Annotated in this window: 15 protein-coding genes and 1 tRNA gene; 9 read left to right on the forward strand and 7 right to left on the reverse strand. The window is 66.1% G+C overall.

Going from position 1 to position 15,447, the window contains the following annotated elements; translation table 11 throughout:
- Positions 1–11: 11 nt before the first annotated feature.
- The 4 genes from GJV80_RS00620 to GJV80_RS00635 all read left to right on the forward strand — a co-directional run bounded on the left by GJV80_RS00620 (position 12) and on the right by GJV80_RS00635 (position 2,910).
- Entirely contained in the window at positions 12–1,439 is a 1,428-nt protein-coding gene (locus GJV80_RS00620) for a glycosyltransferase family 2 protein (RefSeq protein ID WP_154686267.1), read from the forward strand.
- Complete coding sequence (locus GJV80_RS00625; protein WP_154686268.1) at positions 1,436–1,648, forward strand: hypothetical protein; 213 nt, start codon at positions 1,436–1,438, stop codon at positions 1,646–1,648. Before GJV80_RS00620 ends, GJV80_RS00625 begins: the two co-directional genes overlap by 4 nt.
- A 180-nt stretch (positions 1,649–1,828) precedes the next feature.
- Positions 1,829–2,728 carry a branched-chain amino acid ABC transporter substrate-binding protein gene (locus GJV80_RS00630; RefSeq protein ID WP_195909090.1) on the forward strand — a complete coding sequence of 300 codons (900 nt, stop codon included), beginning with the start codon at positions 1,829–1,831 and terminating at the stop codon, positions 2,726–2,728.
- Between the two features lie 41 nt (positions 2,729–2,769).
- Positions 2,770–2,910: a hypothetical protein gene (locus tag GJV80_RS00635; protein WP_154686270.1), complete on the forward strand. Its 141-nt coding sequence runs from the start codon at positions 2,770–2,772 to the stop codon at positions 2,908–2,910.
- A gap of 33 nt (positions 2,911–2,943) precedes the next feature.
- Here the strand turns inward: GJV80_RS00635 and GJV80_RS00640 are convergent, their stop codons facing one another.
- Both GJV80_RS00640 and GJV80_RS00645 read right to left on the reverse strand, forming a co-directional pair.
- Positions 2,944–4,074, reverse strand: a complete 1,131-nt coding sequence (locus tag GJV80_RS00640) for a TIGR03118 family protein (protein ID WP_154686271.1) — start codon at positions 4,072–4,074, stop codon at positions 2,944–2,946.
- 265 nt (positions 4,075–4,339) lie between these two features.
- A tRNA-Arg gene (locus GJV80_RS00645) sits at positions 4,340–4,412 on the reverse strand.
- Between the two features lie 89 nt (positions 4,413–4,501).
- On the opposite strand from GJV80_RS00645, the gene GJV80_RS00650 reads away from it, so the two are divergent.
- The gene (locus GJV80_RS00650) at positions 4,502–6,061 is read left to right on the forward strand and encodes a PrsW family intramembrane metalloprotease (protein ID WP_154686272.1); all 1,560 of its coding nucleotides are present in this window, start codon (positions 4,502–4,504) and stop codon (positions 6,059–6,061) included.
- A gap of 37 nt (positions 6,062–6,098) precedes the next feature.
- Here the strand turns inward: GJV80_RS00650 and GJV80_RS00655 are convergent, their stop codons facing one another.
- The 5 genes from GJV80_RS00655 to GJV80_RS00675 are packed head-to-tail and all read right to left on the reverse strand — an operon-like array spanning position 6,099 to position 11,955.
- Positions 6,099–7,094 carry an NAD(P)-dependent oxidoreductase gene (locus GJV80_RS00655; RefSeq protein WP_154686273.1) on the reverse strand — a complete coding sequence of 332 codons (996 nt, stop codon included), beginning with the start codon at positions 7,092–7,094 and terminating at the stop codon, positions 6,099–6,101.
- Between the two features lie 40 nt (positions 7,095–7,134).
- Entirely contained in the window at positions 7,135–7,914 is a 780-nt protein-coding gene (locus GJV80_RS00660; RefSeq protein WP_195909091.1) for an SDR family NAD(P)-dependent oxidoreductase, read from the reverse strand.
- On the reverse strand, positions 7,911–9,587 hold the full coding sequence (locus tag GJV80_RS00665) for a dihydroxy-acid dehydratase (protein WP_154686275.1): 1,677 nt from the start codon (positions 9,585–9,587) through the stop codon (positions 7,911–7,913). The genes GJV80_RS00660 and GJV80_RS00665 overlap by 4 nt, the downstream gene beginning before the upstream one ends.
- On the reverse strand, positions 9,584–11,020 hold the full coding sequence (locus GJV80_RS00670; protein ID WP_154686276.1) for an NAD-dependent succinate-semialdehyde dehydrogenase: 1,437 nt from the start codon (positions 11,018–11,020) through the stop codon (positions 9,584–9,586). The genes GJV80_RS00665 and GJV80_RS00670 overlap by 4 nt, the downstream gene beginning before the upstream one ends.
- The gene (locus GJV80_RS00675; RefSeq protein ID WP_154686277.1) at positions 11,017–11,955 is read right to left on the reverse strand and encodes an NAD(P)-dependent oxidoreductase; all 939 of its coding nucleotides are present in this window, start codon (positions 11,953–11,955) and stop codon (positions 11,017–11,019) included. Before GJV80_RS00675 ends, GJV80_RS00670 begins: the two co-directional genes overlap by 4 nt.
- 130 nt (positions 11,956–12,085) lie before the next feature.
- On the opposite strand from GJV80_RS00675, the gene GJV80_RS00680 reads away from it, so the two are divergent.
- From GJV80_RS00680 to GJV80_RS00695, 4 genes are read left to right on the forward strand one after another with little or no spacing between them, the layout of a single operon-like run.
- Positions 12,086–12,808 carry a GntR family transcriptional regulator gene (locus GJV80_RS00680; protein ID WP_154686278.1) on the forward strand — a complete coding sequence of 241 codons (723 nt, stop codon included), beginning with the start codon at positions 12,086–12,088 and terminating at the stop codon, positions 12,806–12,808.
- 51 nt (positions 12,809–12,859) lie between these two features.
- On the forward strand, positions 12,860–13,759 hold the full coding sequence (locus GJV80_RS00685; RefSeq protein WP_195909093.1) for a sugar phosphate isomerase/epimerase: 900 nt from the start codon (positions 12,860–12,862) through the stop codon (positions 13,757–13,759).
- The gene (locus GJV80_RS00690) at positions 13,756–14,649 is read left to right on the forward strand and encodes an NAD(P)-dependent oxidoreductase (protein ID WP_154686280.1); all 894 of its coding nucleotides are present in this window, start codon (positions 13,756–13,758) and stop codon (positions 14,647–14,649) included. The genes GJV80_RS00685 and GJV80_RS00690 overlap by 4 nt, the downstream gene beginning before the upstream one ends.
- A 38-nt stretch (positions 14,650–14,687) precedes the next feature.
- A complete protein-coding gene (locus GJV80_RS00695; protein WP_154686281.1) occupies positions 14,688–15,443 on the forward strand; it encodes an SDR family NAD(P)-dependent oxidoreductase in 756 nt (251 codons plus the stop codon).
- Positions 15,444–15,447 lie beyond the last annotated feature (4 nt).

Raw genomic sequence — 15,447 nt, forward strand, 5'->3', positions numbered from 1 at the left:
GGAGCCGCGGGATGCAGAGAATGCAGCGGCTGGTCGGGGTATTCGTCATCGGGGCCGCGTTGCTCGGCGCCGTACTGCTCGGCGTCGCCGTGGTGATCACCGGCACGTCCCAGGTGGAGCGTCCGACGTCCGGCTTCCTCTTCGGAATCTGGAAGGTGGTCTACGCCGCCGAACCGCCGTCACTGGTGGCGGTGCTCGGCGCGATCGGTCTGGCACTCCTGCTGGCGGCTACCGTCGCCGTGCTGGAGGAACGGGTCGCCACCAGATCCCGGCGCAGCCTCGACGCCGAACAACGGCCGCTCGCGCCGCGGATCGTGATGGCCGAGACCCGCGGCGTGTTCGCGGGTCCGGTGACCGTGACGGTGCTGATCCCGGCCCATAACGAGGAGGACTGCATCGGCGCGACGATCGCCTCGCTGAAGCAGCAGTCGCGTCCGCCGGAGCGGATCGTCGTCGTTGCCGACAACTGCACCGATCGGACAGTCCAGATCGCCGAGGACGCCGCGGTCACGGTGTTCCCGACCATCGGGAACACCAAGAAGAAGGCCGGAGGGCTGAACCAGGCGCTTGCGGCGATCCTTCCCGATCTCGGTGACAACGACGTGGTGATGGTGATGGACGCCGACACCGTGCTGGACCAGGGATTCCTGGAGGCCGCCGTACAGCGGATGACCGATGACCGGGCGTTGATGGCGGTCGGCGGGCTGTTCTACGGCGAGCAGGGCCACGGGCTGATCGGGCAGTTCCAGCGCAACGAGTACGCCCGCTACGCCCGGGAGATCCGGCGACGACGCGGCAAGGTCTACGTGCTCACCGGGACAGCCTCGGTCTTCCGTCCGCGGGCACTGCGCACGGTTGCCGACGAACGGGGCCGCACCCTGCCCGGGGTGCCCGGGGACGTGTACGACACCATCGCCCTCACCGAGGACAACGAACTGACGTTGGCCATCCGATCACTCGGCGGGCTGATGGTGTCGCCGGCGGCGTGCACGGTGGTCACCGAGCTGATGCCGACCTGGAAGACGCTGTGGAACCAGCGGCTGCGTTGGCAACGTGGGGCGCTGGAAAACCTGGGAGCCTACGGATTCCGGCCGTCGGTCACGCGCTACTGGGCTCAGCAGATGGGCATCGGCTACGGCGCCATCGCGCTGTTGGCGTACTTCGTGCTGATCATCGTGCAGTTGCTGGCGGCCGAGAGCTGGGTGTGGTTCCCGTTCTGGATCGTGATCGGGATGATCTTCATGATCGAACGGGTGGTGACCGCGTGGGGCGGCGGCTGGCGGGCTCGCGTCCTCGGTCTGCTGGTCTTCCCCGAGCTCTTCTACGCGACCTTCCTCAATCTCGTTTTCCTCAAAGGGATTCTCGACATCTCGCTGCAGCGCACCGCGCAGTGGACCCACCTGACCCGTGAAACCGCCCAGGAAGGAGACCGTCGATGACCCCCGACGGCGTTCTACTGCCATCCAGTCTGCTCGGTTCACCGTTCTTCGCCGTGTTGTCGACGTTGGTTGCGCTCAACACGCTGATCTTCGTGACCCTCGCCATCACGAAGATGCTGCCGGCGATCCATTTCGGCGAGGTCTTCGCTCGGCGGGGTCGGCGGAAGGAGACCCGAAGCATCTACCCGGATGCGCCCCTCGACGCGTGAGCCCGATCGACAGCTGATCGATGTCTGATCGGCCTCTTGGGGCGTAGGCTCTCGCGGAGACTGCGGTGAGGGGGATTCCCATGGCGGGTCGCAGCAGGTGCGGCACGGCTGCCGCGGCATTGGCCTCACTCCTCGTCCTGAGCGCCTGCGGTGGCGGTCGAACCGGGGGGTACGCCCACGGTGACCCCGAGCGCCGGAGGCAACGCCGGCGGCGCCGTCAAACTCGCCTTCATCGGGCCGTTGAGCGGCGCGCATTCCGACCTGGGTTTCGCTGTTCGTGACGGTGCACGGGTGGCGGTTCAGCAGGCGAAGGATTCCGGTGTCAAAGTTGATCTTGTCGAGGGCGACACCCAGGTTGATCCGGCGCAGGCGAGTGCCATCAAGGGCCGGTTCATCAACGATCCCGGTGTTGTCGGTGTGGTCGGTCCGTCACTGTCGGATGAGACCAGGACGCTGCTTCCTGACCTGGAGGCCAACAATCTGGCGATGGTCTCCGCGTCGGCGAGCGACGTCGCACTGCCGACGGTGGTGCCCAACGAAGCGGTGTTCCACCGGGTCGTTCCTGACGACACCGCAGCAGCAGCCGGTATCGCTTCCTACATCGTGAAGGAGGTCAAGCCGCACAGCGTCGTCTATGTCAACGACAGCAGTGACTACGGTAGAGGCCTGGCGGACGCGACGATGAAGGCGGTTGCGGCGACGGGCATCCCGGGCCAACCGCTCACCATTGACCCGAACACGCAGGACCTCGCACCGGTCCTTGCCAACATCAAGGCGGCCAACCCTGATCTGGTCTTCTACGGCGGCTATGTCAGCAACGCGGGTGCGTTGGTAAAGCGGCTGCGCGACATCGGCGTCACTGCGAAGTTCATCAGCGGTGAGGGGGCGCTCGACCCGGGATTCGTCACCACCGCAGGGGCACCAGCGGCCGAGGGCGCGATCTTCGCGTGCTCATGCAGGTTCCCGGCGGCCGATGCCGGCGGGGCGCTCGGACGGTTCGCCACGCAGTACGCACAGATCAACAAGGTGCACCCCTCGACGCGTACTCCGCCGAGGGGTACGACGCGGCAAACGTCCTGATCAACGGCATCAAGGCCGGGGACACCGACCGCACCAAACTGTTGCAATACGTCGACCACTACCCGTCGACCCCGGGTGTGGCGAAGACGATCGCCTTCCAGAACAACGGCGACATCCAAGACTCAGGTGTCATGATCTACAAGGTGATCAACAGCAAGATCACGGTGGTGGGCCCGAACTAGCGTGCGACGTTCGGACCCACCGATCCGCGATGATCATGAAGTGGGTCGGAGGAGACCCACCAGGCCGTGCTGTTCGTCATCTGGTCCGGCGCTGAACCAGATCGCGTCGGTGCCGCCGGCCACCGGATCCCCGACGACCAGCGCCCACAGACCGTCGATCATCAGCGACCGACCGGATGTGCCGCGCAGCGTGCCCTGCGGTTGTCCGGTCTGCGGGTCGAAGGCGTGGATCCGGCCGTCGCCGAAGTTCCCGACCAACAGATCGCCGGCGAACCGCCCGAAGCTGGCCGGTGCGAGCGTCATGCCCCAGGGCGAGTTCAGGACACCGTGGGTGACGAGCCGACGGACGAATCTGCCGGAATCGGAGAAGACGTCGACGATTCCGTGTCCCGGTCCGGCGACGTCGTCCTCGGCAGCCGCATCCTGGCGTGCGTAGCTGACGAACACCTGACCGTTGAGTTCGGTGATGTTGAACGGTGCGTAGTGCCGCGGGAGGAAACGGTCGCGGAACATGCCGGCGTCGTTGACCGGGTTGAACTGCCCGTCGAAGACGTCGATCCGGTTGTTGTGGAAGTCGGCGGCAAGCAGGAGTGGCCCGTTCGCCCCGTGCGCCAACGCCAGCCCTTTGTAGACGGCGCCGTCGGTGTGTGCGACCAGGACGGCCGCGGTCCCGGCCGACTGGTTCCAGACCGAGAGGTGACCGTGCTCACCGATGAACATGAACCGTGCCGGTAGCCCGGTGCCCGGAACGATGAAGTCGGACGTGTCGTTGAAGACCTGGCCGGTCGGAGCGCCGCCGGGGATGGTGACGATCAGCGGCACCTGGCTGACCGGGGTCGTGCCGACGGCTCCCTGGTAGAGCGTGGTGACGCCGGTCCCGTTGTCCGAGACCCAGACCGGTGTCGCCGGCCCGTGCGAGATGCCCCAACCGTTGACCAGATTCGGATCGGTGATCGCCGCAACCCCAGGCTGGTCGGAGACAAGATTCTCCTGTTGGAAGGTGGCCGTCCGGTGATGCCGGAAATCGCCATGTCGGTGGTGAACGGAATGCTCGTGCCGCTGGTGCTGGCCGGTGTGTGCGCTCGCGGTTCCTGCCGGGGCTGCGAACAGCGCCGCCAACGCGACCGAGAGCGCTACACCGATGAAGCCTCGTCTGACCCCCATGATCCAAACGCCTCCTCGACGTGGTCTGCGCCGTCGCAGACCCCGACCCGGAAACGGCGTAGGAGTTGGCACGGTTCACGAGGTCACGGCGTGTCGACCGCGGCTGTGTTCCGACCACAACCGCGCGTCCGGCTGTCGCGAACCTCAAACTTTGATCGTGCGGCTGCGACACGCCGGGGTGGATCGCCTGTGGGTCAAACTTTGAGTTTGCGGCCGCGGTGGGCGCGGGGTGCGGGTTCGGCGTACGGCCCGACTCATCACGTTGCGCCCCGGGAGGGAGTCGAACCCCCAATCGGCGAGGTAGAAGCTCGCTGCCTTATCCGTTTGGCCACCGGGGCAGGGTCGTCCGGAACCGAACACCCGCGCAGGGCAACACTGTAGTGGCTGGCGGGTTGGACCGACCTGATCACTCGGTACGCTGGTCGCCGTGTCGGTAGCCGAGAAGAGTGGACCGCAGACCGGAGTGGCTCCGCAGCCAGCCCCGTCCGCGGGTGGGCCACGGTCGACGTTCGGCCGACTGCTCGGTCGCGGCAACGCCGAACCCGGCAGGGACAAGAGTCCGCGCGCGCTGGACCAGCGCCGGGCCGATCGGGCCGGACTGCCGCGTACGGTCGACCTCTCCCAACCCCTGCCTCGACGACTGCTGACCAGCCGGATGGTCTGGCTCGGTGTCGTGATGCTGATCGCGTACGCCGTCTTCCTGGTCCTGCTCTACAACCAGGTCGTACCGGACCGCCGCGTCCCCGGTGGACGGCTGATCGGGCTCGGACATGAGGCGGTGCCGATCTCGGCGAAGTACGCCGCCTTCACCGCCGTTCCGTTGGCGCTGGTCTTCCTCTGGGTCGACCGGTTCCGGCCGCAACGGCTACCGGTCTGGTTCATGGCGTTCGGATGGGGCGCGTGTATCGCCACCTTCGTCGCTGCGCAGGTCAACACCTGGGCAGCCGGCCACCTGTCGATCGTCGGTGATGGCGACCCGGCCACCGGCGCCCGCGCTGCCATCTACGTCGCCCCGTTCGTCGAGGAGGCGTGCAAGGCGACCGTGTTGTTCTGGATGGCGATCCTGATGCGCTACCGCTGGGTCAGCCGACTGACCGGCATCACCCTCGCCGGGCTCTCCGCGGCCGGGTTCGCGTTCGTGGAGAACATCCTCTACTACGGCCGCGTCTATCGGTACGCCGCCAACACCTTCGGTGCCATCCAACCGGAGGACGCGCTGCACCAGCTCTTCATCCTGCGCGGTGTGCTGACCTTCTTCGGCCACCCGCTGTTCACGTCGATGACGGGCATCGGTCTTGCCATCGCGCTGCGCTCCAAGAGCAAGGTGGTCCGGGTCGTGGCGCCGCTGGCCGGTTACTGCGCCGCCGCCTTCCTGCACATGACCTTCAACACCATCTCCAGCTTCGTCAGCGGCACCCAACTGCTGTTGATGTACATCTTCCTTGCGCTGCCCGCTGTGATCGCGATGATCACCTTCATCGTCCGTCAGGAGCTCCGCGAGGGCCGGCTGATCCGGGAACGGTTGACCGACTACGTCCGCGTCGGCTGGCTGCCCGAAGAGGACGTCGTCCCGATGTCGCGGCTGCGGACCCGGCTGCGGGCGATCTGGCAGTCGATCTTCCTCGGACCCCCGGTCTTCCTTGCCACCTTCAAGGTGCAGCGCGCCGAGACGGAGCTCGCCTATCTGCGGGACGCGATGACCCGAGGTGTGGTTGACGACGCCGGCCAGTTGCGGGAGAAGGTGCTGCTCGCCACCATCCGAGCCGAGCGTGGGCAGGCGGTGATTCAGCCGGAGCGGCGGGCGGCCTACCACAGGGTCAAGGAACTGTTCGTACGCAAACGCGTAGCCCCGGCCTACGCGCCGCCGCAGTACCCCGGACCGGCCGGCCTCGGCGGTAGCCTGCCCGCACCCGGAACGGCTCCGATCGGTCCTGCCGCGACCCGACTGTCCGAGGTGGACCCCAACTGGAAGCCGCCGGGCGAATAGCGGGGCGGCGGTGATCGAGCGCCCGTTCGCGGAATGATCAGAGATCGTTGCGCCAGGAGTAGCTGGGTTCGTACCCGAGTTCGCGGCGAGCCTTCTCGATCGAGATCAGCGGTTCGTCGCCTTCGATGCCGCCTCCCAGCCCCCGTTCCACCAGCAGCGGCCAGCGGCGCTTCAGCGCATCCTGGGTGGAGTGGCGATAGCGTACGTCGGTCGCCACGAAGTACGGCTCGAAGGAATTCTTCAGCTGGGCGGTCATCGCCAGCAGGATGAAATCGGCGATGTCGCGGGCGTCGGCATACTGGTAGGTCGTGTTGTTCGGGTATCCCTTCGCCACATCGTCGACCTCGGGAACGTCGATGTCGAAGGTGTGCATCCGTCGCGACATCTCCACGTTGTGGTAGTAGACGCCAAGCAGCCGCAACGCAACCGTCTCGATTCCGTAGGCCCTGCTGTACGCCTTGAGAATCTCCTCGCCGATGACCTTGGACAGCGAGTAGCTATCCTCCGGCTCGAGCGGCGTGTCCTCGTCCATCGGCAGGTAGGGCGGTATGTACGGCGTACCGCTGAGCCGGAACCCCAGGCCGAGAACGAAGAAGCTGGAGGCATGGATGATCCGTCGGACGCCGCCGACGCGCCTCGCGGCATCCAGCAGATAGTACGTTCCCATGGTGTTGACCCGGAACGTCTCGTCCTCGGGCAGTCGCTGTACGAACCGGGCGCCGGTCTCCTCGTACTCGGTGTCGTAGTCCTTGGCGTACGGTGGATGCAATTCGGTGTTGAAGGGAATCGCCCCCAGGGAAACGATCATGTCCGGCTGGGCCATCGTGATCGCCCGGAAGCAGTCACCGATATCGGTCAGATCCGCCTGGACGAAGGGCACGGCGAGTTCTGCATTCGGACTGCCTTCCGGGTAAGGGAATCGGTCGGTGCCGACGACCCGATACCCGGCGTCGACGAGGGCCGGGACGACGAAACTCCCGAGGCGGCCGGCGGCGCCGGTGACCAAGACCTTCATTCCTGCGTTGTCGGACATGTCTTCTCCTTCGATCAAGATCGTGTCGGTGGTGGGTCGGTCAGTTCATCACTGATCCGGCGCTGACGTTGACGTCCGCTCCGGTGATCGCCGATGCCGAATCGCCGGCGAGGAACAAGCACAGGTCGGCCACCTCGTCGGCCTTGACGAGCCGGCCCAGTGCGGCGGGTCCGGTGTGTTCGCCCCTGGCCTCTGGGACCGACATGCCTCCCGCTGCCGCTGCCGCCTCGAAGACAGCGTCCATCCGGGGACCGTCGACCGAGCCCGGGCACACCGTGTTGGCCCGGATGCCGAACGGGCCGAGCTCCAGGGCCAGTGATCGGACGAGTCCGATGATCCCCATCTTCGCTGCCGCGTAGGGGGTCCGGTTGGCCAGCGGCCTCTTGCCGGTCACCGACGAGACGGCGATCAGCGTTCCACTCCGGAGCTTGATCATCTCCGGGATGAACGCGCGGAAGGTGAGGAACACTCCGGTCAGATCGACGTCGATGCACTGCCGCCATTCGTCGGGGCTGATGGCGTGGAGCGGAGCGATCGGCCCGGCGACTCCGGCGTTGGCGATCACCACGTCGACTCGACCGAACCGACCGGTGACCGCGTCTGCGAACGCGGCGACCGCCTGCGCGACGGTCACGTCGCATGGCGCGACGTGGACCCGGTCCCCGCCGTCGATGTCCTTCTCGGCGGCCGCCACCGAGTCGGGATCGTGGACGCCGATCGCAACGTTCGCGCCCGCAGTCAGGAAGCGCCGGGTGATCGCACGCCCGATGCCCTTGTCGCCGCCGGTGATCACCACGGTGCGGCCTGTCAGATCACTCACAGGAAGTCCAGGTCGGCACCGACATCCGGGCCCTCGACGCGTTCGGCATAGATCCGGCGCCAGCCCCGCGGTGGACGCGTCGGCGGGACCCATGTGGCCCGGCGGCGGGCAAGTTCGGCTTCGTCGACGACGAGTTCGAGTCTGCGGTTGACGGCGTCGAGTTCGACGATGTCGCCGTCCCGAACGAGCGCCAGCGGACCTCCTGCCGCGGCCTCCGGGGCGACGTGCAGCACCACGGTGCCGTAGGACGTGCCACTCATCCGGGCGTCGGAGATCCGAACCATGTCCTTGACGCCCTTGCTGGCAAGAGCCTTCGGGATCGGGAACGAGCCGGCCTCCGGCATGCCGGAGGCCACCGGTCCCGCGTTGCGCAACACCAGCACATGTTCGGCGGTGATGCCCAGCGTCGGGTCGTCGATCCGTTCGGCCACATCCGCCGGTGACTCGAAGACCACTGCAGGACCCCGATGCCGGAGGAGTTCGGGTGTCGCGGCCGACACCTTGAGGACGGCGCCGCGGGGCGCCAGCGAACCTGTCAGGATCGCGAGTGCCCCGGGGGGTCCGATCGGGTCGTCCAGGGTGCCGATCGCGGTCTGCCACGGCGCTGGATCGCCGACGGAGTCGATCACGTCGGCGATCGTCCTTCCGTCGGCTGTTCGTGCATCCAGTCGGAGCAGTGGAGCGAGCACCCTCAGCAACACCGGAAGCCCGCCGGCGCGATGAAAGTCCTCCATGTATTGGGATCCCGACGGTTTGAGGTCGACCAGCAACGGAACGTTCGCGGCGATCGTGTCGAGGTCGCCAAGGGTCAGCTGGACTCCTGCCCGGCGGGCGGCTGCCAGCAGATGCACGATCCCGTTGGTCGACCCGCCGACGGCCGCGAGCACGGTGGCCGCGTTGAGGAAGGAATCCCGGGTGATCACCTCTGACGGTCGTGGTCCTGACCGGGCCAACGTGACCGCCCGCCGGCCGGACTGCGTCGCGGTCCGGAGCCGGTCGCCGGTCGGAGCCGGTGCGGTTGCACCACCGGGCAACATCATGCCGAGGGCCTCGGTGATGCAGGCCATCGTCGATGCCGTTCCCATCACCATGCAGGTGCCCGCCGTCGGACACAGCTGACCTTCGACGTCGTGGATCTCCTCCTCGCTCAGCTCGCCCGCACGGTAGCGGGCCCAGTGCTGCCGGCAGTCGGTGCAGGCACCCAGCCGGGTTCCGCGCCAGCTCCCGGTGATCATGGGGCCGGCGACCACCTGCAGCGCAGGAAGATCCGCAGAGATTGCCGCCATCAGGTGGGCCGGTACGGTCTTGTCGCAACCACCGAGCAACACGACCGCATCCATCGGTTGGGCGGTGATCATCTCCTCGGTCTCCATCGCGGCGAGATTCCGGAAGAGCATGGAGGTCGGTGACAACAGGGTCTCACCCAGTGACGTGGTCGGGAAGACCATCGGCAGGCCACCAGCCTCCAGGACCCCGCGTTTGACGGCCTCGACCAGTTCCGGCATCTGCCGATGGCATGGGGTGAAATCTGAGATCGTATGGGCTATTCCGATGATCGGCCGGTCAAGATCATCGCGGTCGTACCCCGCTGCTGCGAGGAATGCCCGTCGCAGATAGGCGCTGAATCCGTCGTCGCCGTACGAGGTCAATCGCTTGCTGCTGCTGCTGCTCATATCGCGATGTTGACGTACTTGGTGACTAGATAGGGCTCGATCCCCTCGGCACCGCCCTCCCGGCCGAATCCGGAATCCTTGATCCCGCCGAAGGGTGCCTCGGCCGTCGCGATGACCATGTTGTTGACCCCGACCATGCCGACCTCAAGTGCTTCGGACACCTCGAAGGCCAACCTGGTGCGATCAGTGAACACATAGCCGGCCAGACCGTACGGCGTTGCGTTTGCCAGGGCCACGCCGTCGGCAACATCGCTGAAGGTCGCGATCGGCAGGATCGGCCCGAACGGTTCCTGGTGCATCACGTCCATCTCGGTTGTCACGCCGGTCAACACCGTCGGTTCATAGAAGTAACCGCGAGAAAGGCCCGGCGGCCGACGTCCGCCGATCGTGACGGCAGCGCCCCTGTCGACCGCGTCGGTGACGAGGGCCTCGACCGCGGCGAGCCGGCGGGCATTGGTGAGGGGCCCGACATCAGTCCCCGGCTCGACACCGCTTCCTATCTTGAGACCGCGGGCATACTGCGTGACCTCATGGGCGAATTGATCAGCGACCGACTCCTGGACGAAGAACCTGCTGGGCGAGATGCAGACCTGACCACAGTTGCGGAACTTGGTCCGGGCGCACATCTCGGCTGCCTTCGACACGTCGACGTCGTCGAACACCAACACAGGTGCATGGCCGCCCAATTCCAGTGTGGTCGGAATGATCCGGTCGGCCGCCTGGCGCAGCAGCTGTCGGCCGACGGGCACAGATCCGGTCAGACTGATCTTGCGGATCGATCCAGAGTCGATCAGCCGTTCGCTGATCAACGCGGGATCGCCGACGAGCATGTTGATCACACCGGCCGGAACACCGGCGTCATGACATGCCTGGGCCAGGCACAGCGCCGTCTGCGGCGCCTCCTCTGCCGGCTTGATCACCATCGAACAGCCCGCTGCCATCGCTGCCGCCATCTTCCGGGCGGGCAACAGCGCGGGGAAATTCCACGCGGTGAACGCCGCAACCGGGCCGACGGGTTGGTGGATGGCGAAGAGCCGGTTGCCGCGGCTGTGTCCGTCGATCGTCCGACCGTAGATCCGGCGCGCTTCGTCAGCGAACCAATCGAACTGATCCGCGGCGGACTTCACCTCCGCAATCGCCTCGCCGACCGGCTTGCCCTGTTCGCGGGACATGACGGCACCGATCTCGTCGGCACGTCGACGGACCAGGTCGGCGACCGAACGGATGATCGTGCTCCGAGTCCAGGCGTCGGTCGACCGCCACACCTCGAAGCCGGCCTCGGCGGCCGCCAAGGCGGAGTCGACGTCGCTCTTGTCGGCGGCCGCGACCTTGGCTATCACCGCTTCGGTGCTCGGGTCGATCAGATCGATGGTTCCGCCGTGACCCGAGGTCCATTCGCCACCGATGTAGAGCAGATCGGATGCCTCCGTCACGCCGGCACCTCCGCCCGCTCCTGGAGTTCGACCCCGGCAAGGCCCTCCAGCACGGTGATCACCGACGTGTAGTCGTCGAGCGCATGGCCCTGGCTGCAGGCCGTTGAGAACAGCTGCAGCGCCGCAGCGCCGACACCGACCGGAAGTTGTTGATCAATGGCCAGGCTCATCACCAGACGAAGATCCTTCACCGCCAACCGGGTGGCGAAGCCTGGACTGAAATCCCGGCGCAGGGCCTTCTCGGCGTAGGTGCTCTTCAGATGGGTGTTGCTGGCGGCCGTCATCCGCAAGACGCTCAGCACCGTCTTGAGTTCGAGTCCGGCGGCCACGCCGAGGACCAGTGCCTCAGCGTTGGCGGCAACGATCGTCGCGGTGAGCAGGTTGTTGACCAGCTTCATCGTCTCACCGGAACCGACGGGGCCGCATCGGATGATGTCGGTGCCGAAGTTCTGCAGGACCGGCCAGGCCGCGTCGACATCCTGGTCCGCCCCGCCGACCATGATCAGAAGGTCACCCTCCGCGGCATGGCGGGAGGTGCGCCCCACCGGCGCATCGACGAACCGGCCGCCGGCCGCGACGACGCCGGCCGCCAACTCGCGCGTCACCGCCGGCGAGATCGTGCTCATGTCGATCACCAGGGCATCCGACCGCAGCCCGGCCAGGACACCGTCCGCGCCACCGGCGGCCGCCTGGACCTGTGGCGAGTCGGGCAACATCAACACCACGACGTCGCTGGCGGCTGCCGCCGCTCGAGCCGAATCCACGGCGGTCGCTCCCTCGGCCACCAACGACTCGACCTGGGCATCGGCAACATCATGAGCGGTGAGCCGGTAGCCGGCGCGGAGGAGACGGCGTGCCATGGGCAAGCCCATCGCGCCAAGTCCGACGAAACCTATCGCCGGGCGACTGTCGGGTGCAGGGGAGTTCATATCCATCCTTGGATGACGACGGTGGCTATCGAGGGCTTGACCTCGCCGAGCCCGGGAAATAGACTCTCGACAACATTCTATAGAAAATTGGATGTAGCGCAACGCCTGGAACGTGCCGGATGAAGCGGGTGGACCGATGGATGCACCGACGAATATGAAGCCGTTGGCCACGGCCTCATACCGACAGATGGTCGGGGAGCAGTTGCGTGCCGCGATCGCGTCGGGGGAGCTTGCTGCCGGTGAACGGCTGAACGAGGTCGCCGTCGCGAAGCAACTGGGCGTTAGCCCGACTCCGGTTCGCGAGGCGTTCCGTGACCTGGAGCAGGCCGGCCTGATCGAGGTCGTCCCATACCGCGGCGCACGTGTTCGGCCACTGACCGAGCGGGATCTGTCCGAGATCTACTCGCTCCGCGCCCACCTTGAACAGATGGGGATCCGGCTCGCGTACTCCCGGCTCGGTGAGTCCGACTTCGAGGAACTCGCCGGACTGATCCGCGAGATGGAGCAGTGCGCACGCAACGACGACCCGTCCGGTGTGGTCCGCCACGATGTCGCGTTCCACAGATTGATCATGGCCCGGTCGGATCACTCACTGTTGTTGAAGACCTGGGAGCAGATCCATCCGTCCAGGTGGACCTACGTCACGGTGCGCGTGTTGGCCAATCGCGGGCCGCTCTACATCGCTCAGCGTCATTGGCCGCTGCTCGAGGCGCTGCGGGGACCCTCGCCGGAGCTGGCAGTGGATGCCGCAGCCAAACACATCGAGCTGGTCGGCGACGAGGCGATGCAGGTGCTGCGCGGCAAGCCGGACGAGGAGAAGCACGACTCCGACGCGTCCGAGGCGCTCGGAAAGCACTGACCACAGGTTGTAGTCGAACATCGAACACCCATGTCTCGAGGAGGAGACCGCATGTCCGAAGACGGCAAGACACCTGCGTGGACCCGTCATCTCGGCCACACAGGCATCACCTGGCCGTTCACACCGGAGGGCGCGAAGCAGGCGATCGCCGACGTCGCAGCTGCCGGCTACTCCGGGATCGAGCTCTTCGGCTTCGTGCTGGACGAATATCCGGGCGGACTGGACGCCGTACAGGATGATCTTGCGGCAGCTGGTTTGCGATACGTCTCGTCGTACTGCTCGGTGTCGTTGGTCGATCCTGAATTGCGCGACTCCGATCTGACCAAGATGCGCCGGTGGGCGGGACAGATCGCCGACCTCGGCGGGTCCGTCGCAGTGGTCGGCCCTGATCAGAGACATCGTGAGGCGTACGCCGCAGAGGACTACACGCGGGCAGCCGAAACTTTGAACGACATCGGCCGAATCTGCGCTTCGTTCGGAGTTCATGCTTGCTTCCACCCACACACGGGCACGCCTGTCGAGACCCGCGACGAGATACGGCAGGTGATGGACCGCATCGATCCCGATGTCGTCGCGATGGCTCCTGATACCGGTCAGATCGCGAAAGGAGGTGCCGACCCGGTCGAAGTCGTCCGCAGCTATCGCGAGTTGATCAAGCACCTCCACCTGAAGGACTACGTCGGCGGCACCAGCACGGTCGACTGGGAAGGATCAACGAACGATCGCACCGGCTACCTCGATTACGTGCCGGTCGGTGACGGTGTCGTCGATGTCGTCGCCATCCTGGACGCGTTGGGACCGGACTGGCCAGGCTGGGTCATGGTCGAACTGGACGGCACGGAGAATTCACCGCGCGCGCCGATCGACGCTGCCAGGATGAGTAGGCAGTATCTCGACCAGCTGACTGAAGCCGCGTCGTCGGAGGCCGCAGGCCAAGGCGTCCGGTCGTGACCCGGATCGGCGTGCTCGGACTGGGCAACATGGGATCGATCATGGCCTCACGACTGCTGGCAGCGGGCTTCGATGTCTGGGTCGGAAACCGGACCGCGGCGCGGGCTGAACGCTTGGTCGGGGCCGGCGCCCACTGGTCGGAATCCGGCGACGCGATCGCCGACCAGGTGGAGTTGTTGATCACCATGGTCGCTGACGACGATGCGTTGCTCGCAGTCACTACCGGTGAGAGCGGGATCCTGGCTCGTCGCCATCCCGGGCTCGTCTATGCCGACATGAGCACAGTTTCACCCGACGCATCCGCAGCTGTTGCCGACGCGGCAGAGCGGGCCGGCGTGCGCTACTTGCGTGCACCGGTCAGCGGTAGCACGACCGTGGCTGAAGCCGGCGCGCTCGGAATCCTCGCCTCCGGACCTCAAGACGCATTGGACGAATTCGACCAGGCGTTCACGGCGATCGGCAAGCGGGTGTTCTATCTGGGGCAGGATGACGAGGCCCGCATCATGAAACTCGCCCTGAACATGCTCGTCGCCCAGACCGTCGTCGGGCTCAGCGAGGCACTGGTGCTCGGCGAACGTGCCGGGCTCGACTGGCAGACCATGCTCGATGTCTTCAGTGACAGTGCGGTGGCCTCGCCGCTGGTGCAGTACAAGGCCAGCAGTCTTTCCAAACACGACTTCGAGGCAGCGTTCACCACCTCGATGATGACAAAAGATCTTGATGTGGCGCTCGCGATCGGCCGGCGGACCGGTGCCGTGATGCCGACCACCGCACTGACTCAGGAGCTGCTCCGCGCAGCGTGCGGGCTTGGCTGGGGTGACCAGGACTTTTCGGCCGCGGTGCTGATGTTCGAGCGGCTGGCCGGTGATCAGCTCACGAACGATCGGTAGGCGAGAGCCCGTCACACACGTGAACGAAGGAGTACACGGTGAGATTGGAAGGTAAGAAGGCGCTCGTGACCGGCGCCAACCGGGGGATAGGTCGCGCAATCGCCATCGCGATGTCCAAGGAGGGCGCGGATGTGGTGGTCAACTACATCGAGGATCCCGACGCTGCGGCCAAGGTATGTGAAGAGATCCAGGGTGCCGGCAGTCAGGCTCTGGCCATCCAAGGTGACATCTCCGTACGGGCCGACGTGGAGACCCTGTTCGACCGTGCCTTCACCGAGCTCGGCCCGCTGGACGTCTTGATCAACAATGCCGGGATTGAGACCATCGTCGACCTCCTCGATCTCACCGACGATCAGTGGTCACGGGTCACCGACGTCAACCTGCGCGGCACCTGGATGTGCTCCCAGGCATTCGCTCGACGGATGATCAAGATCGGTCGCAAGGGTGCGATCGTCAACATGGGATCGATCCAGGCCGGGTTGGCGCTGCCGGGCCGGACCCACTACGCACCGACGAAACGCGGCGTCGAAGCCCTGACCGCCAATCTGGCGGCCGAGCTGGCCGACCACCGGATCCGGGTCAACTGCGTCCACCCGGGAGTGATCGAAACCGACATGACGCAATGGGTCATGCAGGATCCTGAGGTTCTGGCCGAAGTTCTCGGAAAGATCCCGATGCACCGCGTCGGACAACCGGAGGAGATCGCCGGAATCACGATCCTCCTGGCCTCAGAGGAAGCCGCGTACATCACCGGCCAACACATCTACGTCGATGGTGGCATGCGCCTGGTCTAGGCGA

Origin of the sequence: Microlunatus sp. Gsoil 973 (genome assembly GCF_009707365.1) — a bacterium.
Lineage (GTDB): Bacteria > Actinomycetota > Actinomycetes > Propionibacteriales > Propionibacteriaceae > Microlunatus.